This is a genomic window from Paenibacillus sp. Y916, from assembly GCF_056786435.1.
This window is the reverse complement of the sequence record NZ_JBXCJA010000001.1, coordinates 371,542-397,331: the sequence shown is the minus strand read 5'-3', so window position 1 is coordinate 397,331 and position 25,790 is coordinate 371,542. Positions and strand designations below refer to the sequence as shown.

Sequence of the window (25,790 nt, the reverse complement as noted above, 5' to 3'; positions counted from 1 at the left end):
CTGCCCCTTTATGTCATCATCTGAATAGCATATTCATATCCTTGTTCATACAGAAACATTTGGCGCCGGATCGCGAAATCCTCCTCTTTACTGTCCTTGGAGACTAGCGTGTAGAAATAGGCTTTATTGTCTAGCGATTTGGGACGCAAAATTCTACCAAGCCTCTGAGCCTCCTCCTGACGCGATCCGAAGCTACCCGACACTTCAATAGCTACAGAGGCTTCCGGTAGATCCACGGCAAAGTTAGCCACTTTAGACACGACAAGAACATTGACCTCCCCTTTTCTAAATGAATCATATAATTGATTTCGCTCCTGCTGTGGCATCTTCCCACTAATGAGCGGAGCTTCGAGAGAGGAAGCAATAAACTCTAATTGGTCTAGATATTGTCCAATAATGAGAATGCCAGCATCTGCATGTCGTTTCACTATGCGATGAATCACAGGTATTTTACCTGGATTCTCCGCCGCAATCCGAAATTTATGTTTACCTTCAGCATGATGATATTGTTCCTTCAATTCAATCGTCATCGGCACCCTGATCTCCACACAATCAACTTTTGCGATCCATCCCTTGGTCTCTAGCTGTCTCCATGGAATATCAATCCTTTTCGGCCCCACCAATGAAAAAACATCCTGCTCACAACCATCCTCACGTACCAATGTAGCTGTTAGTCCCAACCGTCGTGTCGCCTGGATCTCAGCAGTCGCACGGAATATAGGCGCAGGTAATAGATGAACCTCATCGTAAATAATAAGTCCCCATCGCCGTTCATTAAAGAGCTTCATATGCTCAAATTCACTTTCTTTATTCCGCCGATGCGTAAGGATTTGGTACGTAGCTACGGTTACAGGTTTAACTTCTTTCTTTTGCCCCGAATACTCACCGATTTCAGCAGATAATAGCGTTGTTTTGAGTTTCAGTTCATCCATCCACTGCCTCACAGATGTTGTGTTTGAGGTTAAGATCAATGTTTCACATTGCAATTGGGCCATAATAGCTATTCCAATCACTGTCTTACCAGATCCACACGGGAGAACTACCACCCCACTACCACCGCTACCAGGTAAGCCTTCGAACGCTTTGACTGCATCCTTCTGATAATCTCGCAATTGTACTAATGGTTCGCCGCCCTTGCACTTCCAAGATAGCAACAGGGGCTGACCATCATCATAACCAGCCAAATCTAGAACAGGATATCCGAACCTAGTTAATTCTTGTTTCAGTAACCCCCGAGAAGCTGTATTTAAAGTCATCTCTGTTAAGGAGGTACGTTGCAAGCCGACACTGAGTTTGCCTACCCACTGAATTACTTCATCCATTAGCTGCGATTCTGAACTTCTCAGAATAAGCTGATGTGGAATGATAGCATCTACTTCAAGAGTCAGCTTCCCATAGCGAGAAACAATCTCATCTATGTCCTGCACCATGCCTGATGGAACATCCCATCGTGACAAAGACTTTAGACTATCTGTCACCATCGTAGCTGACCAACCTAAAGAGGCCGCGTTCCATAGCGATAGCGGCGTTATCCGATAGGTATGGAAAGTAGAGGGGCTCTTCATTAATTCTGCATAACAGAAAAGCTGTTCTCGAGCTTCTTCAAATGCCTCATGCCCACATTCTAATAATATCGTTCGATCATGCTGTACAATGCACGCTCTACTGTTACCCATAATGACCTCCCTCTCAATTGAGAGATAGCTTTCCCCAATTCAAGAGAGAGTATTCTTTATTTCAACTATTTGAATTATGGGAATCCACCATAGCAATGAAAAGTGTAAGTCCGTTACGCAACGCCTCTTCATCAAAGTCAAAAAGCGGATGATGATGGGGATACATCATCGCTTTGTCACTGTTTCCTGCTCCTACAAACATGAAACATCCCGGTATTTGTTGAACATAATAAGCGAAGTCTTCTGCTGGCATAAGCTTAGGCAGCGACAGAATACGATCACTTTCAAATGTCTTCTCAGCTACAGTAAAGAATCGCTCCACTTCTAATTCGTCATTCACAAGCGGTGGGTAACCCATAACATAGTCAACAACAGCTGTCGCACCGTAAGCTTGAGCCGTATGTGATGCCATCGATTCAATTCGTTGCCGAATCATTTGCCTCGTGTCTTCATCGAATGTACGGACTGTCCCTGTTATTCTACATTTCTCTGAAATAACATTCTGGGCTCTCCCTCCTTCAATCGTGCCTACTGTCACCACAGCAGGTTGAAGCGGGTCTACCGAACGACTCACAATGCTTTGCAGTTGCATTACAAGTGCTGATCCAGCTACGATGCTATCAATCGTCACATGGGGAATTCCGCCATGCCCACCTCTTCCAATGATATCAATAAAGAATTCATCAGCTGCCGCCATAAGTGCACCTGAAGCACTCCCTACACTTCCAATCGGAAGTGGCGTCCATAGGTGTAACCCATAGATGACGTCTACTCCATTCAATACACCACTCTTAATCATCCCTTGAGCTCCACCAGGACACACCTCTTCTGCAGGTTGAAATATAAAAATAATTTCCCCCCGAAGCTTGCTTCGATGATGACTGAAATAGGTAGCAACCCCTAACAGTATAGACGTATGACCATCATGACCGCAGGCATGCATGACACCCTTCACCTCGGAAGCGTATTCACACATTTTCTCATCTTGAATCGGAAGTGCATCCATATCTGCACGAAGAGCGATTGTCTTACCTGGGAGTGTCCCTTTGAGGGAGGCAACCACTCCGTAACCTCCACCGAATGCCGTCTGAACCTCTAATCCAAGCTCGCGCAATATCGTCGCTATGAATATAGCTGTATTCTCTTCCCGATAAGACAACTCCGGGTTTTTGTGTAAATACCTTCTCCACTGTATCATCTTAAGATGTATTTCATTGAGCAATAATTTCTCTATCATAACAATCCGCTCCGTTTCAGGATGTTAACCTAATATATATTTAAATCATATAGCCAATGAATCAAAGATGTTGACACAACAATATATTGCATCTATTGTATCAGAAACCGCATAATAGTGGCTATTCATCACGACGCTCTTGCTTGCAGAAGTTCCCGAAACATAATATCATGAATAAAAGAAGTTTAGAGATTGACGAATAAGGAGATGAATGGGCGATGATTTTTGATAACACAGGTTTAGATGGCCTTAAATGTGATTTGGCTTATATGGACGAAACGGCAGAGAAAGCAGGGTTCTTCCGTTGGCAATGGGAATATTATCGTGCAACTTACGAATATAAGATTGAGGACAAGAGTAACAAGGATGAGTATTTCGTACGAATCAATACGAGAGCCGTTGAAGGGAAGCTAGAAGACCCTGAAACCATTCTTGAAGTAGAAGGCGTATACATGGGCAAAGCGACATTTCCTCATGGTTTAGATTATGAGACACCCATTCCGGGTCCTATCTTAACTATTGCGAACAAGAAGTTAGAACAATTCAAAACTATGCTTGAAGCTTAGCGTGAACATAATATGATGAAAGAAAACAATCCCCTTCCCAAAAGGGGGGCCCCGGATTTCCAGTTACTTATCCTTTCTTTACTACTTGTAGGGTTTGGACTAGTTATGGTTTTTAGTGCTAGCTCAAGCTTAACCGTCGCCAGCGAGAAATTTAATTATGATGCTCTTTACTTCACGAAGCGTCAATTTGTTTCTGTTGCACTAGGTGTTTTTTTAATGTTTATTGCTATGAATATTCCTTATAATAAATACAAAGTGTTATTTATCCCTTTTTTCATGATTACGATTATAATGCTTATTCTAGTCCCTTACCTTGGAGAAGTAACGAATGGCGCTCGCAGTTGGTTCCGCCTCGGCAAACTCAGTATTCAACCCACGGAGTTCGCTAAACTTGCAACAATTCTGTATCTTGCCGCATTAATCACCAAAAAAGGTGAGCGAATGCGCGATCTCAAGAAAGGCTTCATCCCCGTTATCATGATTGCCGGAGCCGTCGCTGGACTCATTATGATGCAACCTGATTTAGGCTCTTGTTTAATACTAGTAGCAACCTGTTGTATCATTATTTATGCAGGTGGAGCTAGCATGAAGCATATTATGGGTTCGATCGCACTTCTTGTTCTAGGTGCAGGTCTTGTGCTTGGAATGAGTGCACTTATTAGTTCATTTTCTCCTACTGATGCTTCAGCCACTGTAGATCAGAGCTATAAAAAAGATCGCATATCTGCCTTTTTCGACCCCTTTGCAGACGCGGAAGGGTCAGGATACAACCTGATCCAATCACTGACTGCAATTGGACAAGGGGGCATCACCGGATCAGGGTTCGGGCAAAGCATCCAGAAACTTCATTACCTCCCAAATGCTTACAATGACTTTATATTCGCTGTTATTGGGGAGGAGTTCGGATTTATTGGCACTTCACTTTTCCTTTTGATTTACTTATATTTCATCTGGCGCGGCATCATTGTTTCACTCCGATGTCCAGACCCCTTTGGTACGTTAGTAGGGATCGGCATTATGGGTCTCGTTGCTATTCAAGCTTTTATTAACATCGGAGGAGTTACTCAGACCATTCCACTTACCGGAGTCACCTTGCCCTTCATAAGTGCTGGTGGTTCATCTACGCTGGTCATGATGATGAGCATGGGAATTCTCCTGAGCATTTCACGTGAGAGTAATAAGCCTATCGTACAAGAGCGTATTACATCAAAAAAAGACTACCGGGGAAGTTTATCCCGCTAGTCTTTTTTCTAGGTCATTCATTAATGGACATGTAATCTACTTATTACGAACAACTAAATCCTCAATCTCATCGTCCTTGAAGGCAACACCTTCAACTTTGACATTAACCTCAACTACATGTAGACCTGACATACTTTCAATAGCTTCACGGACATTCTGCTGCAGCATACGACATACTTCATGTATAGGAGTTTCGTAAAGTACAATAATTCGCAAATCAATCGCTGCCTCTCGCTGGCCCACTTCGACTGTAACACCCTTTTGTACATTCTTACCACTAAGACGTTTAGCCCATCCTTCGGATAGTCCTCCAGACATTGCAGCAATACCGGGTGTCTCAAGCGCTGCCATGCCGGCAATCTTCGAGACGACATCATTCGAAATTCGTACACTTCCATTTTCATGCTGAAGTTGTTCCGTCATGCCCATCCCCCCCTTATACCTCATTATTGGTAATTGTAAATCCAAAAGGAATGAAAAGCAAATACTCTTCTAAAAAAAAATGCATACCCCAGAATCGGCATGCATTTGCATTCTATCTATGCCTATAGTTCACAGGCTACTCCTTGTTGTTCAACGCTTCATAGAGAATGGCTAATTTACGCTCAAGTTGGCTAACTAATTGTCTTCCCGTAAATACATCTAGGAGATCTAAACGTACCGCGAAGTCAACTTCTTTAGAGAAGCCATACATTTGAGTGTCCAGTACTTCCTCATAGAGAGGGCAATAACGCGTTGCCAAGTTCTCCATCTGAACTTCAATAAGTTTTTGAATTTTATCTGCATCTTCTTGTAGAAGATTGATCGCTTTGAGATTCAAATGTTCCTGTGTATCAGACGAAGTCATGTCTCTTCCCCCTATGTCCAAAAGTTAACGAATTAATTCTAACCTTAATATTAGTCGAAAATACACATCAATACAAGAACCCGAAAAAAAAAGCCCCCTTACTTGTACAAGTAAGGGGGCTTTTGCTCACATTATTCAGTGATGATGGCTATTTGTAAGTTATGTTTAGCAAATACTTCTTGCATAGCTACTTTAGCTGCGTCCGCATCTGGTCCATGAACATGTAGCTCATAACCCTGATGACTTACCAACGTAGTAAATAAGCCCAAAATACTTTTTACATCGATGTACTTATTCTCTGCTTGAAGGACGATGGAAGATGTGAACTTACCTGCCGTTTGAGCAATTTCTACAACTGCTGCATTATTACTTGACATAGGATCCCTCCGTAACTTCTAATTGGTTTTATTTTATATTATACCACACAATGATACCTTGAATACGCTTTTTGATGCAAGTCATTTCTATCTCATTTTAAATGGTCAGGATTTAGCCCTTCTAACTCGGGGATAACAAATATTCCGTCCTTACGTATAAGCACATCATCAAAGTAAATTTCGCCACCACCGTAATCTGGACGTTGAATCAACACTAAATCCCAATGGATCGAAGATTGGTTACCATTATCCGCAACATCATATGCTTGACCTGGTGTGAAATGAAGACTTCCTGCAATTTTCTCATCGAATAGAATATCTTTCATCGGGTGAAGGATATATGGATTGAAGCCTATCGCAAACTCTCCAATGTAACGTGCACCTTCGTCAGAATCTAGAATATTGTTTAGCCGCGCTGTATCGTTACTTGTAGCTTCTATAATTTGTCCATCTTTAAATGTAAACTTTATATTCTCGAAAGATACACCATTATAAACGGTCGGTGTATTATAATGAATTGTACCATTCACCGAGTTACGTACGGGTGCGCTGTATACCTCGCCGTCAGGTATATTCTTTTGTCCTGAACATTTCTCAGCGCCTATTCCCTTAATTGAGAAGCTAAGATCGGTCCCTGGGCCCGTAATACGCACCTTGTCTGTTCTTCTCATAAGTTCTGCAAGGGGGTCTTGAGCAATATCCATCTTCCCGTAATCAAGATTACATACATCGAAATAGAAGTCTTCAAAAGCCTCTGTGCTCTTATTCGCCAATTGTGCCATACTAGCATTCGGATATCGAAGAACTACCCATTTGGTATGGTTTACCCGTTGCTGACTATGTACCTTATGATTATAGATCGAATTGTAAAGTTTCATTTTCTCTTCAGGCACATCAGAAAGGTCATTCACATTCTCACCTGCACGAATACCGATATAACAATCCATTTTCTTCATTCGTTCCAAATCAATTTCAGCCCAAGTCTTCATTTGTTCTTCAGTTGCATAAGTAAATAACGTACGTTGAACAGACTTATCCGTATGTTGAACGAAAGAGTTACCACCTTTTTTAGATACTTCTTCTATAATAGCTTTCATTAAATCTTGTTCACTACCGATCATTTCGATCAATACATTTTCACCCGGTTGCACATCTACAGAATATCCAACTAGATTTTCTGCTAACTTTTGAATTCTAGGATCACGCATGCATATTTCTCCTCCTTGATTGTCTATATTACTTTTTGAACACTGGTTAATTCATCAATCATTATATCATGTTTCATAGGTGATGCTTACATTTGAAAAACAACATCATTCACCATCGTTTCATTCTGTTCATTTCCTTCTAAATCCAAATAGAATATTTTGCTTTCGGAAGTTAGTCTTAATGGAAAGTTACTTTTACGATCTATAGTCAAATGATACACGGTATCTACTTTAGCCTCTTTCAACATCGTCTGCAATTGCTCTTCCCCCTGCCTCCAAATCGCTTCTATTTTTGTTTCCGTCTCCGACGAGTATGTTGCATTCTCTTCATAGTATGCTGTTCTTAGAACTTCCATTTCGCCACTCAATTGATGGTTTAACCATTTCAAAGCATCCTCCGATTTCAGTTCAATACGAAGTATCCGTGTCCCCCTAGAAGCGCTTGTCTCCTCTTGGACACTCTTATTCAGTCCAGCAACACCTTCCAGCTGACTTAGTGGGTTAAACCTTTCAAGGAGCTTATCCACACTGTTATCTACACCTGCAGTATTCAACCAACCTCCATTGAATCGTCGCAAATCTGCAGAAATTAGTCTTACCCCGCCCTCTTCTTGCACTTTATTTACTGTTTTAGCCGATGTGCTCTGAGTAGGTTCTTTTGTTTGTATTCTCAATAAATCATGGTTCGTCAATTGACCTTCATATGCGAATTGTTGCTCAAACCATCGTTGTTCATTTCTTCTTAGTGCGGCTTCACCGGTAAAAGTTAACGTCTCAATCCCAGCTAGACCACCTAACGAGAGTTGAAACTGTTCTTCTGGTGATTTATTCGCAGTCATAAAATTACAACTAGACAATAACCCACTTAAACTTATTATAATCGCCCCAGTACAGATCCTTCGCATACAGTATCTCATCTCGATCTACTCCTCATGGATGCATAGTCCTTTTCAAAAAAGTCAATACCTATATCGTTCCCATTCAAGGCTTTAATATAAATATGGGTCAAGAAAAAAAGCACCCTCAACATTCAGGTGCTTCATCCACTACTTCTATCTTCAACTTGTATCTGATTACGTCCATTATTCTTTGCTCTGTAAAGCGCCATATCTGCTGAATAAAATAATGAATCCACACTGACTTGCTCATCCAACCAATTCCATTCAGAAATACCACATGATACGGTCACAGGCGGGTCCGTCTCTACTTCAACAAGTTTACGAATTCTTTCTGCAATGACAATTGCCTGGTTCAATCCTAATAAAGGTAAGTATATGGCAAGTTCCTCACCACCCCACCTTGCCGCAAGATCACCTAATCGTATTGATGACTTAATAATTTCACTGACCTTCTTAAGGACTTTGTCACCTTTTTGATGCCCATAAGTATCATTGACCTGTTTGAATTCATCGATATCAACTACGATTAACGCTCCACAATAATCGTTTTCCTGCCTTTTCTTGATAACTTCATCAAGATAGTGACGAGCATACAGATTGGTTAGCATATCTCGATTAGCCATTCTCTTAACCTGGGCATGTAACAATGCATTACTTACAGAAATTCCAATATGATTAGACAATGCTTGCAGCAATCTATAATCATTATAAGTGAAGAAATGCGATCCTCGATGTGACATCAGAATAGCGCCGGTAACTTCTCCATTTACGATGAGAGGTGCTGCAATCAGTGACTTCGAACTACTTTTCTCCATAAATACAGAAGAAATATTCATCTTCGCTATATAATCCGATAATATTACCGGCTCGCCTTTTTCAAATACCAGTCCACCAAAACCGTAATCTTTTTCAAAAACTTTCTTCGACATGGTTGGTAAATTACAAGACACAACCTCTAAACCATTCAATTCCCTATTGAATTGCAGAATACAACAATAATCTGCTTTAAATATGTTCAACAACTCTTCACTCGAAAATCGATAAATCTCTGACAATCGCAAACTTTGATTCACGCGTCGTGTAAGTTCGTTAATTAATCGCAGTTCTCGAATAAGTGAGTTAGACTGCTCGTATAACTTAGCATTCTCAAATAGAGTTCCTGCTGTATCCACTAGAGTCGAAACAAACTGTAATTCTTGTTCAGTAATAGAATCCTTCCCAACAAGCAAATGAAGTACACCATATACCCCCTGTTTACCCCCAAGCGGGAATCCTATTTCTTTCTTATACTCACCATTCTCCAGCTTCGTTTCCTGAGTAGTCAACCGTCCGTCCATAAATGTTCGCACACTTATATCATCCATTGTTGCCTGAAGAATAAGCGGCTTAACCCGTGGGTTTTCACTTTGATGATCTTGTGACATAAATAGTTGTAAGGTTGTTTCAGGACACAGTATTGCTATACTATCCAATACTTCAGTTAGAACCATATCAATATCAGTATAGCTTTGCATCCGCTGTACCATTTGATACAACATCGCTCTCCGACTTGCTTCATCATTGATCTTCTTTTGTTCACTCATCATATCATCCACAAATATATATTCGAAATTTTTGTAGAAGCAGCTATGAAAGAGCATTGGCATGAAGGAGATGGCATTCTTCACGACACTTTCAACCTTCTTCTGTGGGAGCACACACACCATCACTGCATAAATCTCCTTAAGCCCACGAGTGAGTTGAGGAAACAAGTAAACGGAGTATTGCTCCCTATTGGTATCCACTTCCGCATTCCATGACGCAATAATTTCAGTTTTATTAGCCAGACAACGTTCAAGGTGAATACGACCTTCGTCTTTACAATAATCTGAAATCATGGAACTTCCAGCAATAAAGAAACCATCGAATTGAAAAAGTCCCCACATTGAATATTCCATGATAGGCATTGAGTAGGATAACTTCTGCCAATCCACAAAACTATCGGACAATAAGCCATGAATATATGGTAAGTCATATGTTATAACATCTAAATTACCTAACCAGAAACGAACAGAATCCAAAGCTCTTGGCGGTCCACTCTCTTTAAGTAATCTCTCATGCTTTGAAATGATACTTTTATATTCTGACATTACATATAGCTCCTTTTCATTATTTTAAAAAGATGCTCTGCCCGCCTATCACAAATATATACAATAACCATATTCTACTCTTCAAAACTAAAATTTGCACCAAAAATTAATGATTTGTCCCTACTTTTTTAGTTCTAAAGTCCTATCGACAACTTTCGACAGCTTTAGTTTTAATATTAAACTTGACTTACATATACTTTATCGTATAAAATTAGTCGTTGAGCAGGTGGTGTTTATCAACTGCTTCTGGGCGTAACGTTGTGTCACCCTCACGTATTTTGTTACTGACAAGACAGCGGCTGAACTTTCATGTCAGTTGTGCTTTGAGCCCATGAGCTGCAGCACATGAAACAATCTACGGCACAAATAGAACCCTACCTAAATTTCACTTATAAAAGGAGTCTACTATAAAATGGCACGTTACACTGGTCCTAAATTTAAATTAAGTCGCCGTCTCGGCATCTCTCTAAGCGGTAATGGTAAAGATTTGAAGCGTCCTTTCCCTCCGGGTCAACATGGCGCTAACCAACGCAGAAAAATCAGCAACTACGGTATGCAATTACTAGAGAAACAAAAACTTCGTCACATGTACGGTTTGGGCGAAAAACAATTTAAGACACTCTTCAATAAAGCTCAAAAAATGCAAGGTATCGCTGGTGAGAACTTCATGATCTTGCTTGAATGCCGCCTAGACAACTTGGTTTACCGTCTTGGTTTTGCTAATTCTCGCGCTGGTGCTCGTCAATTGGTATCTCATGGTCATATCACTGTAAATGGTAAGAAAGTCAACATTGCTTCTTACAGATTGAATACAGGTGACGTTATCGGTCTTCGTGAAAAGAGTCTTGGTCTATCTTCCATAAAGGAAGCTATTGCGAACCGCAATCACCTTCAAGCTTATATGGAATTCAATGATACGACTCTAGAAGGTAAGTTCATTCGCTTTCCTGAGCGTTCTGAATTGTCTCAAGATATCGATGAAAAGCAAATCGTCGAATTCTACAACCGTTAAGATTAAAATTCGAAGCCTGGAACAATTGTTCCAGGCTTTTTTCATTTCATACATTGGAAAATTTCAACCAATTATAGTAGTCTATTTAGGATAAAGCAATTCAAAAGTCTCTTTTTATGCTATAATAATCCCGTTAAAAGGAGGATCTAAAACGAATGGTTGATACAAATAAAAAGAAATCGCAAGAGAAGCGCACACCAAAGAAATCCATTGGACGAATACTAGGGACAACGTTACTTTGGCTCGTTTTTTTCGGGTTCTTAGGGGCCCTGTTTGTAGGTGGTGCCGGAATCGGCTACGTTTCATCTATTGTTCAAGATGAGCCTGTACGTCCAAGAGCTGAAATCGAAAAAAAGATGAGTCAGAATTCGATTACCGGCTTTGCCTATTTTAACGATGGTACACAAATTGGGCAACTACGTACCGATGAAGACCGACGACCTGTCGAGTTCGAGAAGATTCCTGCAATCATCAAGGAAGCTGTTATCGCGATTGAGGATAACGACTTCTCAACCCATATTGGAATTGACTTCAAAGGTACGCTTCGTGCAGTCAAGCAAAGAGTACTGAACGAATCCATACAAACAGGTGGAAGTACGCTCACACAACAACTTGCCAGACGTGTATTTCTCAACCTTGATCGGACAGACAACCGCAAAATTAAAGAAATGCTACTCTCTTTAAGGTTGGAACGGATACTATCCAAAGACCAAATATTCGCAGCGTATTTAAACAAGGTACCTTTCGGTAACGGTTCGAATGGCTATAATGTATATGGTATTAAAGCTGCGGCCAAAGGAATATTCAATATAAGTGATTTGGATACAGTGAATATTGCCCAAGCTGCATATTTAGCAGGCTTACCTCAGCTTCCATCTAAGTACTCGGCCTTTAATGGGAAAGGCGAGTTCAATCCTACTGCATTTAATCGTGCAATGGATCGACAAAAGTTAGTGTTGCGTCGCATGCTTGAAGAGGGCAAAATTACGAATGGCGAGTATAATCAAGCACTTGCATTCGATATTCAGTCAACTCTAGCTACACAAACAGAAAAGGCATATTCCACATATCCTTATCTTATGATGGAAACCGAGCGTAAAGCTGCGGAAATTCTCTTATCTTTGGATACATCCTCTTCTCTAAATAATGAACAAACAGAGAAAGATAAAAGCGATCTTATGGAAGATGCTACACTGCAACTAACTACTGGCGGTTATCGTGTCTATACGACCATTAATAAAGTTATTTACAGTGCGATGCACAACATTGCCGAGAATGATAAAAACTTCAATCCGGACAGTACATCGAAGGGAATGGAGCAAACGGCAGCTATGCTGTTAGATAACAAAACAGGCGCTATTCTCGGAATGATTGAAGGTCGTGACTTTTACGAGGAGCAAATGAACTATGCAACTCAAATGGTACGTCAACCGGGTTCAGCTATGAAACCAATTGCAGCGTATTTACCTGCACTCGACTCAGGAGCTATCCAGCCTGCTAGTATCGTTGATGATGCACCGATTATTTTGAAAGATGGTCAGAAGGGATTTCATATCCCTAAAAACGCATCCAGAGGTTACGAAGGATTAGTTACTGCCCGATACGCTTTCAATATGTCTAAAAATACGATTGCCCTGAAGTTATTTAATAATGTGATATCGATTGATAAAGCATGGGAATTCTCTAAAAGACTAGGGATTACAACGATTCAAGAAGCAGACTATGCTGCCACAACAGGTGTGCTCGGCGGTCTAAAATATGGTGTATCCGTTGAAGAACTGACGAATGCCTATAGTGCAATTGCTAACCATGGAGAATTTCTTGATGCCTACATGATAGAGAAAATTACGGATTCAAATGGTAATATCATCTATCAGCATACACCTGAACCTGACAACGTCTTCTCTGAACAGACTGCTTATCTCATGACTGATATGTTGCGTACAGTTATTACTCAAGGTACCGCAAGTACAGTCAAGCAGAATTATAAACATTTTAAAGAGGTTCCCATCGTTGGTAAGACGGGTTCGACACAGAATTATGCTGACGTGTGGTTTATGGGCTATTCTCCAGATGTCACTCTCGGAGTCTGGGTTGGATATAAAGAGTCTGTTAACCTGCTCGAAGGCAACCAGAGAAAGAATGCACAGAACATATGGACACTCATTATGAATGATTTGGTAGAAAAGAAACCTGAACTCTTCGTTACCCCAACATTTGAGAAGCCATCTGGAATTACATCGAAGACGGTGTCCGCTTATAGTGGAAAACTACCTTCTTCATTGACAGATAAATATGTGACCGATTTATTTAATTCCAAATACGTCCCTATGGATAGTGATGATGGCATCGCGAAAGCGAAATACATTACGTATAATGGTGTGAATTATATACCTCAGGATACGACACCAGAAGATATGCTGAAAGAAAAGATCGTCATTAAACGCGAGTATCCTATTCAGGATCTGATCAAAGATCTTCAAAATGCTTTCACAGTCATGAAAAAACATGAATCTTTGGAATTCTACCTGCCTAAAGACGCAACTAGCGATATGCCTACACAAATTGATCCAAGAATCGATGACGGTGGCGCACCTACAACAGCTAAAGATGTGAGCCTCTCCATGGAGAATGGAGCTGCACAGATCAGCTTCACACGTAGTGGGTCTCAGGACGTCGTAGGCTACCGTCTGTACCGTTCATTGAGTGGCAATGGCTTTCAACATCAGGGGCATGTTATACGAAGTGATGAGCCTTTCGTATTTAATTTTAATACTTCTGCCAATTATACGTATGATTTCTATATCACAGCAGTCGATGTAGCAGGTCATGAGTCAGAACCAAGTGCGATCGTCGGTAATTCCAGTAACCAGGCACCTCATCCGCCGGATGAGACTATACCAGAACTCCCTGGCGATGGCGGCACCACCGATCTAGATCAAGACATTACTATTGATGATATCATTACACCTCCGATTGGAGAGGCTCTAGAGACCATTCCAACAGCACCTGGTCAGCCGGTCATTAAATCTACTGAGAATGGGATCCAATTAAGTTGGTCTATCAACGGTATGGATACTGTTGACCGCTACAATGTCGATTATAGCAAAGAGCAGAGTGGCGTGTTTGCACAGATCGGTTCAAGCCAAAGACCGACTTTGGATTTGAACTCTACTGCCGCATTAATAGGCTGGTACCGTGTAATCGCAGTTAATAGTGCTGGAGAGTCCGCACCCTCGGTATCAACTTATTATGAGAAACAATAGTTCATATCTAACGTACCAAATTTAAACAGTAAGAAGTGACTACACAAAAAAAGCAGACTAAGGATAAAACTCCTTCAGTCTGCTTTTTACTCTATTGAACTATTGTATCTGCCTCTGTAATAATATGCTCGACAAACTCCATCGCCTTGTCCTTCATATCATCACTAGCCAGAATGCTAGCAATGAAAGAGGGTGCACCGTAAAGAATCGGTAAGTCTGATGCAAAACTTGTATTGGAAATGTCTAACCCTATTACTTCTTCTTGTCCATTCTCTAACGTTGCCCTCTTCAGACGTATATCATCCGTGGAAAGACTACTTGTAGAAATAATCGATTCTAGATTCTGAAGTCCTTCCTGTTGTTTGATCCAGTCAAATGCCGCTTCATCCATAATAAGGATATCAGGTTTGTCGGATGCCAACATCGCTATCGCCCGTTGTAAATAACCCATATCCATTGCGCCTCCCGCACCCCCTGTCGTCGGAAGTTGTACTATACTGGCCTCCACTCGTTTCCACTCAGGATAATCCGCTACAATCATTTCATTAAGATCATTTGTTTTCCCACTTGAATCTTGTGAATCATAATTGCCAAGGAACATAATTTTCGCATCCAACGGTGGTAATGAAGCTAAATACTTTCGTTCTTCCAAATTGTTATACAGCGCATTCCCACCAACAACTAGCAGAATGACTGCGATAACAGATATAATGGTATGCACTTTGTATAGCCGTATGAAATTCTCTGATTTACGTGCAACACCGGAAAATCTACCCCATTTTGCGAGCCTCTGCTCCTCTTTCTCCTGAATTTCCTGGTTATCCAGCGTATCGAGGATGAACTTATATGCCTGAAAGTCCTCTTCATACATTGTATTACCTTCGGTAGAATTAGAGCGCTGCCGTTTCAGAAGTAGTTCGAATCGACTGTCCAATTCTTCGCGTGTAATGTCTGCCGATAAACCCAGCTGTTCATAAGCGTGTTGTAGTTTCTCATTCAATGTTATTGTTCCCCTTTTCGTTTATTATAATAATATTATCATAGAGTCGATCTACTTGTTCAGTGATATTAAGTACTTCACCTTAGACATCACTCGTAATAAACTCGAAACACAATATCCTGCTCGTAATTTCCAAAACCACGGCCGAATAACGTTAATCATCCTAGTCTGCGACTAATATCCTCCGCAGTGAAGCGGAAACAGCAACTACCCCTCTGTTTCCTACATACCTACTATAACAACAATGAGGGGCATACTACCAATTTCCTTGCACGCTCGCTCGATATAGATCTGTTTATTAGTAGCATTTGTCAGCTAGAGTAATCAAATAGGCCTGCAAGCTGTTTGGAACTACACCACGTAAAAACATAATTCGTGAGGAAAAGAGGGTGCCTTTCACCATTCATTATGGCTTAAGAGACACCCCCTGACATCAGATCTAACTATGAGAACAACCATGTCCATCAGCGCAATTGCCGTCATTCGTTTCGCCTACAATCATCAATTCAAGTAAGGTGACTTTGGTATAATCTCGAATATTTAATAAGATCACGTTGTAGGTGTTGAACTGTAACACAGTTAGTTAATCCTCGATTGTAGACAGATCTCCCGTTGGTAGTTGAAGCTCCCAAGCCTTGAGTACTCGTCGCATGATTTTACCAGAGCGCGTCTTAGGTAACTTCTCTTTAAATTCTATTTCCCTAGGTGCCGCGTGAGCAGACAATCCTTCTTTAACGAATCGATAAATGTCTTCTTTCAACTCAGGAGTTTCAGCATATCCTTCCCGCAGGGAGATGAACGCTTTAATGATCTCGCCTCGGATCGCATCTGGCTTCCCAATAACTCCTGCTTCTAGCACAGCCGGATGCTCCAACAATTTACTTTCTACTTCAAATGGTCCAATACGCTCTCCCGACGAATTAATAACATCATCAATTCTACCTTGGAACCAGAAATATCCCTCATCATCCATATAAGCGGAATCACCTGATATATACCATCCAGGCACACGGAAATACTCTTCGTATTTCGTTGGATTATTCCATATCTGACTCATCATAGCAGGCCATGGTGACTTAATAGCTAGATTCCCCATCGTATATGGTGGCACTGTATTACCCTTGTCATCTTTAATAGTCGCTTCAATCCCAGGTAGAGGGCGCCCCATAGATCCCGGCTTAATCGCCATACCTGGATAATTACAAATCATCTGTGCTCCCGTTTCCGTCATCCACCAAGTATCATGAATACGTTGCCCATAAGCTTTATACCCCCAACGAACTACTTCCGGGTTCAATGGTTCTCCAACCGACAGGACATGTCGTAAACTGCTGAGTTCATAATTCGATATGACGTCTTCTCCTGCACCCATAAGCATCCGAAAAGCGGTTGGTGCACTGTACCAGACGGTTACCTTATATTTATCTATCGTCGCGTACCAATCCTGCGGGCTGAATCTTCCACCGCGAACAACATTCGTAACCCCAGAAATCCATGGGGCAAAAATACCATAAGCAGTACCCGTTACCCAACCAGGATCGGCCGTACACCAATAAATATCATCCTCACGTAAATCAAGTACGACTTGTGCTGAATAATACTGCTGGATCATAGCATTCTGAACATGATATACACCTTTCGGTTTCCCAGTAGATCCTGAAGTATAATGCATAATAAGTCCATCTTCGCGGTTCAGCCATTGTAACTCTAACTTTGTAGATGCTGAACCCATCTCTTCTTTATAACTAATGACAGAATCATTCTGATCTGCAACGTCATCCACAATAATAATATGTTGTAATTCCGGAAGTTCCGCTCTTGATACTCTTCCCAGAAGTCCAGAAGTCGTAATCAAAGCCACTGCACCACTATCCTCAAGTCTTTCTTTAATCGCTGTCTCCATAAAAGCCTCAAATAAAGGACCCACCACAGCACCAATCTTAATAATTCCGAGCAAACATATATACAATTCCGGACTACGGGGCATAAATATGAAAACTCGGTCTCCCTTTCCAATTCCATACTTTCGAAGAACATTCCCGAATTGATTCGATCGCTCACTTAGTTGTTTAAAAGTATATGATTCTTCTCGCTGTAAATCACTATATAAGAGTGCGACTTTATCGCCACGCCCTTCACTTATATGTCGGTCAATAGCTTCATAGGCCATGTTACATTGCCCTGTTTCATACCATGTGAAATGACGTTCAATTTCTTCCCAATTAAAATCATTCCGCGCTTGCTTATAATCACCCATATTTGACGTTGGGTTCACACTCGGTAATATTTCATAATGATTGATTTCCATTCCGATTTAAGCCCCCCATTCATTTAAATCCACACCCCAGGATAACGCTTACATCAATGACCATTTAATACATTCCAGATATCTTAATCAAGAACTATATGACATAATATAAACAGTAATGTGTATTCCAATTATAAAAAGAATGTGACTAAATTGTGTCAGAAAGATTATAGCATACGTCACTTCACTCTGCCATTTATTTTCGTCCTATGTATATCATTTTATAATAAAGGAAGGTGCAAGCATGGATCATCACAAACGTTACCAATGTCACCTCTTGTCTCACTCTGATATTCCTCTCGTTATCGAGGGTCCTGTCTCTGGTGAATACGTTAAGCAACTGACTCTTCATCCTGACCTTGATGCCTTCCGTCAGCCTAAAGAACAGCATCAGGCCCTTATTGAAATTGCCGATCTACCTGAAGGTCGTATCATCATTACCCGTGATGGACCTACTATTGTTGGATATGTTACTTTCCACTTCCCTGACGAGCAAGAACGTTGGTCTCAACAACAAATGATCGATCTAATCGAGCTTGGCGCCATTGAAGTAGCTGATGACTACCGTTCATTAGGACTAGGAAAGATGATGATTGAGATTGCCTTTGAGGAAGATCAAATGGAGCGGTATATTGTGTTCACCACAGAATATTATTGGCATTGGGACTTAAAGGGAAGCGGTCTAGATGTATGGGGGTATCGGAAAATGATGGAGAAACTAATGAAAGTCGTTCATATGGAGTGGTATGCAACAGATGATCCAGAGATATGTTCACATCCAGCCAATTGTCTTATGGTACGTATGGGAAAAGACGTTCCTCTCTCTTCAAAGGAACAATTCGATCGTATCCGATTTCAATCCCGTTTCATGTATTAAAGATAAATCGATTGATTGTAATCACAACCGGCAAAGCATTTGCTCTATAATCGCATGGGAACGTTGCGAAGCTTCACTTGTAAATTCAGCGTAATTCACATGCGCCGTTCCATCCGCTTTATCTGACATCGAGCGTATAATAACAAATGCTACATTATTCATGAAACATACCTGAGCTACTGCAGCTCCTTCCATCTCAACACATGCCCCATCCATTTCATTACGTAACCAGGCAACAGTATTTCTGTCTGCTATAAATTGGTCTCCAGATAACACTTTACCCAATATGTATTTCCCAACAGATATTTCGCCGCAAGCCTGTTCGGCTAGAGCTATTAATTGTGAATCTGCAGAAAATACGGATACTTTCTGATAAGGAATGACCCCTCTTTTATATCCAAGTGCAGTTACATCCATATCATGCTGAATACATTCTGTGGAGATGACGATATCCCCAATATTCAAATCAGGATGGACGGCCCCAGCAACACCGGTAAACAATACTTTGGATACTCCAAAGTGATCAATTAATATTTGAGTAGTTAGAGCCGCATTCACCTTGCCTACGCCAGACTTACATACAACGACAGACTTCCCATGCAGAATCCCCACGACAAAGAGAACACTAGCTTTGGTTATTTCCTCACTTTGTTCCATTCCAGCTAATAATAATTTGATTTCTTCATCCATGGCTCCGATCAACCCAATAGTGTAATCTATTTCTACTAGCTCCATGCTACACACCTCATTACTAGTTTTTATTGTCATGAAAAAAGCTCCTTAACGGAGCTTTCACTAAACCATTATTTACAATATACTAATCCTCTTTTACAGCTCTAACAGAAAGACGAAGAATGGTCTCATGCGGTAAAATAACCCGCGGATTCTCAACATTCTCTTTCTTCATATATTTCGTTAAGAGTCGCATAGCTACTGCTCCTAAATCATACATCGGTTGAGCTACAGTCGTGAGTAGTGGACGAACCATAGATGCCATGTGAATATTATCCACACTAATAACGGAGAAATCATCCGGCACTTTAAGGCCTGCATCTTGAATACTATGGATAGCACCAATCGCCATCTCATCTGTTGCTGAAAAGATAGCCGTCGGTTTTTTTCTCAGATCAAGAAAATACTTCATAGCCTCTACCCCAGATTCATAGCGATAATTGCCGATACGAACCCAGTCTTCCTGATATTCAATCCCCGCCGCTTCCAATGCTTTCTTATATCCTTGGAAACGAGAATATCCATTTGCTGGATCTTGAAGTGTACCACTAATCATAGCAATCTCACGATGCCCATGCCGAATCAGCGTATTCACTGCATCGAAAGCAGCCGCTTCATGGTCGATGTCAACCGATGGGTAATTATTGTTCACATCACTAGTTGCACAGAGTACAACCGGAACTGAAGAAGTCTGGAAGGCTTGAATATGTTCTTCTGTTACCGTTCCGCCCATGAACAACAATCCATCCACTTGCTTCTCAAGTAATGTGTTAATAACTCGAATTTCCTTTTCTTTCTTCTTGTCAGCATTACATAGAATAATATTGTAATGATACATGTTCGCAATATCCTCTATGCCCCGAGCGATTTCAGCAAAAATTGAATTAGAAATGTCAGGAATCACAACGCCAACCGTTGTAGTCTTCTTACTAGCGAGACCTCTCGCAACAGCATTCGGACGATATCCTAAGCGTTCAATTGCCTCATATACTTTCTTACGTGTCTGTGGCTTGACGTTAGGATTGTTATTTACAACCCGAGATACCGTAGCCATAGATACGCCAGCCTCACGCGCAACATCATAAATGGTTACTGTCAAATTCTTTCTCTCCATTACAAATAAATTTTCATTCGATCAACCCAATAAGCTTAATATTACGACAAATTACTACTTTACGCAATGTTAACGCTTCATAACTAAACTAAATTATATATAACAACACTAGATGTAAACTTCTCTAGACATAGATAATCTTCAATATCGTAACAAAAAATGACGATAAAAGCCAATAAACTATCTTTTCTCGTAAAAATAGTGATTTTCTCGGTCCAATTCTGTTAAAAAGTCCGAAAGTTGTCGTAGTCTTTGTCGAATATGATCTATCCAATCCATGTCCTCTACTCCTTCAGCATACCCAAATAAATCAAGTAATAGATTGATTCGTTCGTTTATCGCTTCTCTTACTTCAAGTTCGAGTTCCTCACAAGAATCACCCTCTCCCTCTTCTTGAGAGAATACTTCGTAGATAACTTCTGATGACTCGTTAATTTGTGTGAAGGAGATCTGTTTCTTGCTTGGTGTGGTCTCACAATTCTTCAGATAGTCCGTCAAATGGGGCTTTACTGATCCCAATAGAAGATACGAGGAACAAGGTTCACAAGCCCTCATAGGTACATGCAGAATTTGCATTTCTCCTGCGACTTGAATCGTCCGCAACTCTAATCGCATCAATTGACCACATTTACATTGCTTCTTCATGATTAACACCTCATCATAACAATATATAACCCTAAACCCTATTCGACTTTGTATGGAGTAATACCTCCTCCATTTATGAGTTTTCTTAAATTACCTTCAACTCTAGATAGGGAGGTTCTAAATTGTGACTAAAGGTAATCTTTTTGTTAGAATGAATTAGTACGTATTAGTACTTGTTAACGATGTACTTCATAATCAGAATAGGAGCGATGCGACAATGAGACTTTCCGGCAAAAAGGTAATTGCCCTTGTGAGTGAAGACTTTGAAGATTTGGAGTTATGGTATCCGATCTACCGATTACGTGAAGAGGGTGCTGTGGTTCACCTTGTAGGAGAAGAAAAAGATGTAACATATATTGGTAAGTATGGCGTTCCAGCTAAAAGTGACTACTCCTTCGAGGAAGTAAATAGTGAAGATTATGATGGTATTCTTGTACCAGGGGGTTGGGCGCCTGACAAACTCCGTCGTTATAGTAAAGTAATAGAGCTTATCCGTGACATGAACAATGATAGCAAACCCATTGGTCAGATCTGCCATGCAGGTTGGGTGCTCGTGTCCGCACGCATTCTGAATGGCGTTACTGTGACTTCAACTCCAGGAATCCGAGACGATATGGAGAATGCAGGTGCCATTTGGAAAGATGAAGCCGTTGTCGTAGACGGGCATATTATCTCTGCTCGTAGACCACCTGATCTTCCACCTTACGGTAAAGCCTTTTGTGACGCTTTAGCCAAGTAGAAACGGCAATGCCGTCCTTTTTCAAAGACGGCACCCGTTTCAGCGGAAATATAAGGAATAGAGTATAAAGTGAAACTTATACTTTCTTATATTTAGACAATTAACCACACTAAAAACACCCGCTTCCTTCAATCCCAATGGATATAAAGGAAACGGGTGTTTTAAATGTATATATAATATGTGATCAAAAGATGAATTTTTGAACTGCCTTATATAATCACTAATCTAGAGCGATGGAAATGCTGCTTCTGTGAGCATCATGGTAGTCATTCAACAATTTTTCAATCTCTGTGCTCGTACGCATCTGTAAACATTGTCTTGCTACTTCCTTATCTTCTTCAGCAGATGTATTCAGAAGGCGATGCTTGATCCTTAGCAATGATTCTGGAGACATACTAAGTTCATGCACTCCCAGTTCCATCCATAAGGGAATAGAACGCTCGTCCCCGGCCATTTCACCACAGACACTAACTGGGATACCTGCATTTCTTGCAGCTTCAACGGTCGATCGAAGCATACGAAGTATTGCTGGATGATACGGATGGTACATATGGGCAATCTGCTCATTCATTCGGTCAACAGCAAGGACATATTGTACAAGATCATTCGTACCAATGCTAAAGAAATCACTTTCTTCTGCAAGTAAATCAGCAATCGCAACAGCCGCTGGCACTTCAATCATGATCCCAACCAGAATATCATGATTATAAGGGATTCCACATTCATCTAGTTCTGACTTTGCTTCACGAAGAATTTCATTCGCTTGTCTCACTTCTTCCACCGATGAAATCATAGGATACATGATCTTTACATTGCCATAATGGCTTGCACGTAATATCGCCCTTAGTTGGGTCTTGAACAACTCCCTGTGATCTAGACTTATTCGAATAGAGCGGTATCCAAGGTATGGATTATCTTCTTCTGGAAGAGTGAAATAATCCAAATGCTTGTCCCCCCCAATATCCAATGTACGAATAACAACGGATCCACTACCCATTGATTCTGCTACATGACGATATACCTCCAATTGCTCCTTCTCACTTGGAAATGTATCTCGATTCATATATATGAATTCTGTTCGAAAAAGTCCTACCCCCACGGCGCCATATTTCAATGCCGTGTCCATTTCTTTAACAGAACTAATATTGGAAGATAGATTCATCTGAACTCCATCTTTAGTCACCGCTTCTACAGAGGCCAAAAGTTGAAGTTGCTCTTTCTTCTGCTTCTGCTTCACTCGTTGACCTGAATAATGGATGATCGTAGATTCATTCGGATGCACGAACACATGACCTTGATCTCCATCTATGATCATCATATCCCCAGTCTGAATAGGTGTCTCTAGAATATTCTCCAATCCCGATACAAACGGAATTCCTAAAGCCCGCGACATTATAACAGAATGAGATGTCTTCCCACCAACTAAGGTAGCTATCCCAAGCACATGGGAAGGATTTAAATGTACTAGTTGGGATGGAGATAGCTCCTTAGCAACCAATATATACGGTTGAGTATCCAGAGGAAGTGTAATCTCAGGTGCACCAAGGAGATGCTTTAACAATCGATTTCCAACATCCTTGATGTCTAATGCCCGTTCTTTCATATATTCATCATCTAGCAGATCGAACATCGTTACAAAATGGTCAATAGCCTCTTTCACAGCAACTTCAGCCGCTTTATATTGACGTTCAATGATCCCTTGGATCTCATTCATAAAGATTGGATCTTCTAGTATCGCAAGATGTGCATCGAAAATATTGGATTCCTCTTCGCCTACCACCTCTTTGAATTCGTCTCTAATGACTTCTATCTCATTCCTTGAGGTGCGAATCCCTTCGTACAATCGTTCGAATTCCTTCGCTAAATCAATCGTATCCATTCTGGATTCAGGTAGATCCCATTCCCAACTAGGAAGAACAAATGCTTTACCAATAGCGACTCCAGAAGCCGCACCAAAACCTTGTATCATGACTCAAACCCTCCAACATTCCTGTCGTATAATACAACAGACATCACGGATGCCTGCCCTTTTTTTACGCCTTTGAAAGGAGCAAAGCTCCATGATTTAACTCGTTCAGGATTGGTAATTACCATCGGAGTCGCCAATGATTTAGCATGCTTACGGATATACGCCAAATCAAACTTAATGAGCAACTGGCCTGGAACTACAGAATCTCCTTCTTTGACGACAGCTTCGAAGTGTCCACCTTTGAGCTGCGATGTATCTATCCCAATATGAAGAAGCACCTCAAGACCTTCCGGTGTCGAAATTCCAATCGCATGCATCGTAGGATACAAGTGAATGATCGTTCCATAGACCGGGGAGACCAGTTCATCTCGCTCGGGCATAAATGCCACGCCATCTCCGACCAACTTGGTAGCAAATATATGATCAGGTACATCTTCAATCGGTAACATACGCCCTTGAAGCGGAGCACTAAACAGTACTTGAGGCAAATCTCTTTGCATCAACTTATTAACTTCCTCACGAATCAATTCTGAATATGTACCGAAAACAACCTGGACATTGCCGCCGCCTAGCTTAATCAATCCTGCTGAACCAAGTAACTTAAGCGCATTACTATCAATGAGCCTATCGTTCTTAACGGTAAGTCGTAGGCGGGTAATACAAGATTCTACCTGCACAATATTCTCCTTACCACCAAGTGCTTCCAATATGAGCGGTGCTTGATATGGTATATTCCCTGCCCAATCTTCTAGTGTCGATCCTTCCTCACGTCCCGGTGTTGGGATCTGAAATCTATGGATAGCCCAGCGGAACAACACATAATAGATGACCCCGTACACCACTCCAATAGGTATGATCATCCAGGCATTGCTCGACAAATGAAGATTGAGTACGTAATCAATAGCCCCAGCCGAGTAAGAGAATCCATGATGAATTCCCAATACATACGTAATCCACATCGCAATTCCAGACAATACAACGTGAACAATATACATATAGGGAGCTACGAATAAGAAGGCAAACTCAATTTGTTCAGAAACCCCTGTAAAAAAACAAACTAATGCAGCTGTTAGAAATGTCTTCTTAATTTTAGGTTTAAGATCCTCACGGGCCTCATGAATAATTGCCAAAGCAATACCCGGCAAAGCAAACATCATGATTGGAAATAAGCCAGCCATGAACGTCCCAGCCGTCGGATCACCTGCGAAATAACGCGGCAAATCACCTTGCACGATATTTCCTTGCGGCGTAGTATAGTTTCCAAGCTGGAACCAGAACACATTGTTTAGTAGGTGATGCAGACCAAAGGCAGTAAGTATCCGATATAGCATCCCATATATGAAGAGCCCAAACCCTCCTAAATGTGTAACCATGAGAGTCAGTTCATCAAGACCTCGCTGTAAAATGGGCGCTATTCCAACCATAAACCACGAGAATATAGCCGAGAATAACCCCATACTCAGAAACACAAATCGTGTTCCACCAAAGAATTGAAAAATTTCTGGAAGCTTCATAAGTTTAAATCGATTATATAATACACCTGCGATCATACCGAAGATAATTCCAATTAATATTGTTGGTTGTATCTTTCCATCGCCCATATGTCTTGTAATCTGGTCATAAATAAACATACCGGATAACGCAGCAAGACCCGCTGCTCCCCCTTGGTTAGCAAGACCCAACGCTACCCCTACCGCGAATAAATAAGGCAAGAAGAAGAAAATCCCTTGGCCTGCCCATGTACTAACTTCAGCAATGGCTGGAAGTCCCCACTCTCCCCAAGGTAAACTACCTACGCTTAACAAAATAGCCGCAGCAGGCAACACCATTGTAGGGAGCATGACCGCTCTTCCGAGCTGTTGTAAAGATCCCAACCAATTCAAGGTGACACTCCCCCTTCTCCACACGATCAAAAACGAATGAAGCTTCATTTATTGTTGATCCTAT

Annotated in this window: 21 protein-coding genes; 6 read left to right on the top strand and 15 right to left on the bottom strand. The window is 41.1% G+C overall.

Annotation, left to right across the window (positions count from 1 at the left end; genetic code table 11):
* Positions 1 to 8: 8 nt before the first annotated feature.
* The gene (locus tag AC1TO9_RS01795) at positions 9 to 1,676 is read right to left on the bottom strand and encodes a DNA repair helicase XPB (RefSeq protein WP_482058209.1); all 1,668 of its coding nucleotides are present in this window, start codon (positions 1,674 to 1,676) and stop codon (positions 9 to 11) included.
* Between the two features lie 61 nt (positions 1,677 to 1,737).
* Positions 1,738 to 2,913, bottom strand: a complete 1,176-nt coding sequence (locus tag AC1TO9_RS01790; RefSeq protein WP_482058208.1) for an amidohydrolase — start codon at positions 2,911 to 2,913, stop codon at positions 1,738 to 1,740.
* A gap of 218 nt (positions 2,914 to 3,131) precedes the next feature.
* Between AC1TO9_RS01790 and AC1TO9_RS01785 the strand changes: the two genes are divergently transcribed.
* Both AC1TO9_RS01785 and ftsW read left to right on the top strand, forming a co-directional pair.
* On the top strand, positions 3,132 to 3,479 hold the full coding sequence (locus AC1TO9_RS01785) for a YugN family protein (RefSeq protein ID WP_482058207.1): 348 nt from the start codon (positions 3,132 to 3,134) through the stop codon (positions 3,477 to 3,479).
* 15 nt (positions 3,480 to 3,494) lie between these two features.
* A complete protein-coding gene (gene ftsW / locus AC1TO9_RS01780; RefSeq protein WP_482058394.1) occupies positions 3,495 to 4,721 on the top strand; it encodes a putative lipid II flippase FtsW in 1,227 nt (408 codons plus the stop codon).
* A gap of 36 nt (positions 4,722 to 4,757) precedes the next feature.
* Here the strand turns inward: ftsW and AC1TO9_RS01775 are convergent, their stop codons facing one another.
* The 6 genes from AC1TO9_RS01775 to AC1TO9_RS01750 all read right to left on the bottom strand — a co-directional run bounded on the left by AC1TO9_RS01775 (position 4,758) and on the right by AC1TO9_RS01750 (position 10,181).
* Entirely contained in the window at positions 4,758 to 5,144 is a 387-nt protein-coding gene (locus tag AC1TO9_RS01775; RefSeq protein ID WP_482058206.1) for an Asp23/Gls24 family envelope stress response protein, read from the bottom strand.
* 136 nt (positions 5,145 to 5,280) lie between these two features.
* Positions 5,281 to 5,568, bottom strand: coding sequence for an Fpa/YlaN family protein (locus AC1TO9_RS01770; protein ID WP_438351491.1), 288 nt, complete (start codon positions 5,566 to 5,568; stop codon positions 5,281 to 5,283).
* Positions 5,569 to 5,699: 131 nt separating this feature from the next.
* Complete coding sequence (locus AC1TO9_RS01765; protein WP_482054776.1) at positions 5,700 to 5,945, bottom strand: HPr family phosphocarrier protein; 246 nt, start codon at positions 5,943 to 5,945, stop codon at positions 5,700 to 5,702.
* Positions 5,946 to 6,037: 92 nt separating this feature from the next.
* Positions 6,038 to 7,153 carry an aminopeptidase gene (locus AC1TO9_RS01760; protein ID WP_482054775.1) on the bottom strand — a complete coding sequence of 372 codons (1,116 nt, stop codon included), beginning with the start codon at positions 7,151 to 7,153 and terminating at the stop codon, positions 6,038 to 6,040.
* Between the two features lie 86 nt (positions 7,154 to 7,239).
* A complete protein-coding gene (locus tag AC1TO9_RS01755) occupies positions 7,240 to 8,070 on the bottom strand; it encodes a hypothetical protein (protein ID WP_482058205.1) in 831 nt (276 codons plus the stop codon).
* A gap of 122 nt (positions 8,071 to 8,192) precedes the next feature.
* Positions 8,193 to 10,181, bottom strand: a complete 1,989-nt coding sequence (locus AC1TO9_RS01750; protein ID WP_482054773.1) for a sensor domain-containing diguanylate cyclase — start codon at positions 10,179 to 10,181, stop codon at positions 8,193 to 8,195.
* A gap of 412 nt (positions 10,182 to 10,593) precedes the next feature.
* On the opposite strand from AC1TO9_RS01750, the gene rpsD reads away from it, so the two are divergent.
* Positions 10,594 to 11,193: a 30S ribosomal protein S4 gene (gene rpsD / locus AC1TO9_RS01745; protein WP_482054772.1), complete on the top strand. Its 600-nt coding sequence runs from the start codon at positions 10,594 to 10,596 to the stop codon at positions 11,191 to 11,193.
* A 155-nt stretch (positions 11,194 to 11,348) separates the two neighbouring features.
* Complete coding sequence (locus AC1TO9_RS01740; RefSeq protein ID WP_482058204.1) at positions 11,349 to 14,459, top strand: transglycosylase domain-containing protein; 3,111 nt, start codon at positions 11,349 to 11,351, stop codon at positions 14,457 to 14,459.
* Between the two features lie 91 nt (positions 14,460 to 14,550).
* Here the strand turns inward: AC1TO9_RS01740 and AC1TO9_RS01735 are convergent, their stop codons facing one another.
* Both AC1TO9_RS01735 and acsA read right to left on the bottom strand, forming a co-directional pair.
* A complete protein-coding gene (locus AC1TO9_RS01735) occupies positions 14,551 to 15,459 on the bottom strand; it encodes a hypothetical protein (protein ID WP_482054770.1) in 909 nt (302 codons plus the stop codon).
* Positions 15,460 to 16,042: 583 nt separating this feature from the next.
* Positions 16,043 to 17,767: an acetate--CoA ligase gene (gene acsA / locus AC1TO9_RS01730; protein ID WP_482058203.1), complete on the bottom strand. Its 1,725-nt coding sequence runs from the start codon at positions 17,765 to 17,767 to the stop codon at positions 16,043 to 16,045.
* Positions 17,768 to 18,011: 244 nt separating this feature from the next.
* Between acsA and AC1TO9_RS01725 the strand changes: the two genes are divergently transcribed.
* The gene (locus tag AC1TO9_RS01725) at positions 18,012 to 18,644 is read left to right on the top strand and encodes a GNAT family N-acetyltransferase (RefSeq protein WP_482058202.1); all 633 of its coding nucleotides are present in this window, start codon (positions 18,012 to 18,014) and stop codon (positions 18,642 to 18,644) included.
* Between the two features lie 21 nt (positions 18,645 to 18,665).
* On the opposite strand, the gene AC1TO9_RS01720 is transcribed toward AC1TO9_RS01725, so the two are convergent.
* The 3 genes from AC1TO9_RS01720 to AC1TO9_RS01710 all read right to left on the bottom strand — a co-directional run bounded on the left by AC1TO9_RS01720 (position 18,666) and on the right by AC1TO9_RS01710 (position 21,135).
* Entirely contained in the window at positions 18,666 to 19,364 is a 699-nt protein-coding gene (locus AC1TO9_RS01720; RefSeq protein ID WP_482055237.1) for a 5'-methylthioadenosine/adenosylhomocysteine nucleosidase, read from the bottom strand.
* Positions 19,365 to 19,461: 97 nt separating this feature from the next.
* Complete coding sequence (gene ccpA / locus AC1TO9_RS01715; protein ID WP_482054767.1) at positions 19,462 to 20,475, bottom strand: catabolite control protein A; 1,014 nt, start codon at positions 20,473 to 20,475, stop codon at positions 19,462 to 19,464.
* 195 nt (positions 20,476 to 20,670) lie between these two features.
* The gene (locus tag AC1TO9_RS01710) at positions 20,671 to 21,135 is read right to left on the bottom strand and encodes a hypothetical protein (protein WP_482054766.1); all 465 of its coding nucleotides are present in this window, start codon (positions 21,133 to 21,135) and stop codon (positions 20,671 to 20,673) included.
* Between the two features lie 217 nt (positions 21,136 to 21,352).
* On the opposite strand from AC1TO9_RS01710, the gene AC1TO9_RS01705 reads away from it, so the two are divergent.
* Positions 21,353 to 21,874: a type 1 glutamine amidotransferase domain-containing protein gene (locus AC1TO9_RS01705; protein WP_482054765.1), complete on the top strand. Its 522-nt coding sequence runs from the start codon at positions 21,353 to 21,355 to the stop codon at positions 21,872 to 21,874.
* 220 nt (positions 21,875 to 22,094) lie between these two features.
* Here AC1TO9_RS01705 and ptsP read toward each other — a convergent pair whose 3' ends face one another.
* Both ptsP and AC1TO9_RS01695 read right to left on the bottom strand, forming a co-directional pair.
* Entirely contained in the window at positions 22,095 to 23,843 is a 1,749-nt protein-coding gene (gene ptsP, locus AC1TO9_RS01700) for a phosphoenolpyruvate--protein phosphotransferase (RefSeq protein WP_482054764.1), read from the bottom strand.
* On the bottom strand, positions 23,840 to 25,726 hold the full coding sequence (locus AC1TO9_RS01695; RefSeq protein ID WP_482058201.1) for a glucose PTS transporter subunit IIA: 1,887 nt from the start codon (positions 25,724 to 25,726) through the stop codon (positions 23,840 to 23,842). Before AC1TO9_RS01695 ends, ptsP begins: the two co-directional genes overlap by 4 nt.
* Positions 25,727 to 25,790: the final 64 nt, after the last annotated feature.

Bases quoted from the DNA above. Each gene is read 5' to 3' on its own strand.
- AC1TO9_RS01795 (WP_482058209.1), bottom strand. From the start codon at position 1,676: ATGGGTAACAGTAGAGCGTGCATTGTACAGCATGATCGAACGATATTA.
- AC1TO9_RS01790 (WP_482058208.1), bottom strand. From the start codon at position 2,913: ATGATAGAGAAATTATTGCTCAATGAAATACATCTTAAGATGATACAG.
- AC1TO9_RS01785 (WP_482058207.1), top strand. From the start codon at position 3,132: ATGATTTTTGATAACACAGGTTTAGATGGCCTTAAATGTGATTTGGCT.
- ftsW (WP_482058394.1), top strand. From the start codon at position 3,495: ATGAAAGAAAACAATCCCCTTCCCAAAAGGGGGGCCCCGGATTTCCAG.
- AC1TO9_RS01775 (WP_482058206.1), bottom strand. From the start codon at position 5,144: ATGACGGAACAACTTCAGCATGAAAATGGAAGTGTACGAATTTCGAAT.
- AC1TO9_RS01770 (WP_438351491.1), bottom strand. From the start codon at position 5,568: ATGACTTCGTCTGATACACAGGAACATTTGAATCTCAAAGCGATCAAT.
- AC1TO9_RS01765 (WP_482054776.1), bottom strand. From the start codon at position 5,945: ATGTCAAGTAATAATGCAGCAGTTGTAGAAATTGCTCAAACGGCAGGT.
- AC1TO9_RS01760 (WP_482054775.1), bottom strand. From the start codon at position 7,153: ATGCGTGATCCTAGAATTCAAAAGTTAGCAGAAAATCTAGTTGGATAT.
- AC1TO9_RS01755 (WP_482058205.1), bottom strand. From the start codon at position 8,070: ATGAGATACTGTATGCGAAGGATCTGTACTGGGGCGATTATAATAAGT.
- AC1TO9_RS01750 (WP_482054773.1), bottom strand. From the start codon at position 10,181: ATGTCAGAATATAAAAGTATCATTTCAAAGCATGAGAGATTACTTAAA.
- rpsD (WP_482054772.1), top strand. From the start codon at position 10,594: ATGGCACGTTACACTGGTCCTAAATTTAAATTAAGTCGCCGTCTCGGC.
- AC1TO9_RS01740 (WP_482058204.1), top strand. From the start codon at position 11,349: ATGGTTGATACAAATAAAAAGAAATCGCAAGAGAAGCGCACACCAAAG.
- acsA (WP_482058203.1), bottom strand. From the start codon at position 17,767: ATGGAAATCAATCATTATGAAATATTACCGAGTGTGAACCCAACGTCA.
- AC1TO9_RS01725 (WP_482058202.1), top strand. From the start codon at position 18,012: ATGGATCATCACAAACGTTACCAATGTCACCTCTTGTCTCACTCTGAT.
- AC1TO9_RS01710 (WP_482054766.1), bottom strand. From the start codon at position 21,135: ATGAAGAAGCAATGTAAATGTGGTCAATTGATGCGATTAGAGTTGCGG.
- AC1TO9_RS01705 (WP_482054765.1), top strand. From the start codon at position 21,353: ATGAGACTTTCCGGCAAAAAGGTAATTGCCCTTGTGAGTGAAGACTTT.
- ptsP (WP_482054764.1), bottom strand. From the start codon at position 23,843: ATGATACAAGGTTTTGGTGCGGCTTCTGGAGTCGCTATTGGTAAAGCA.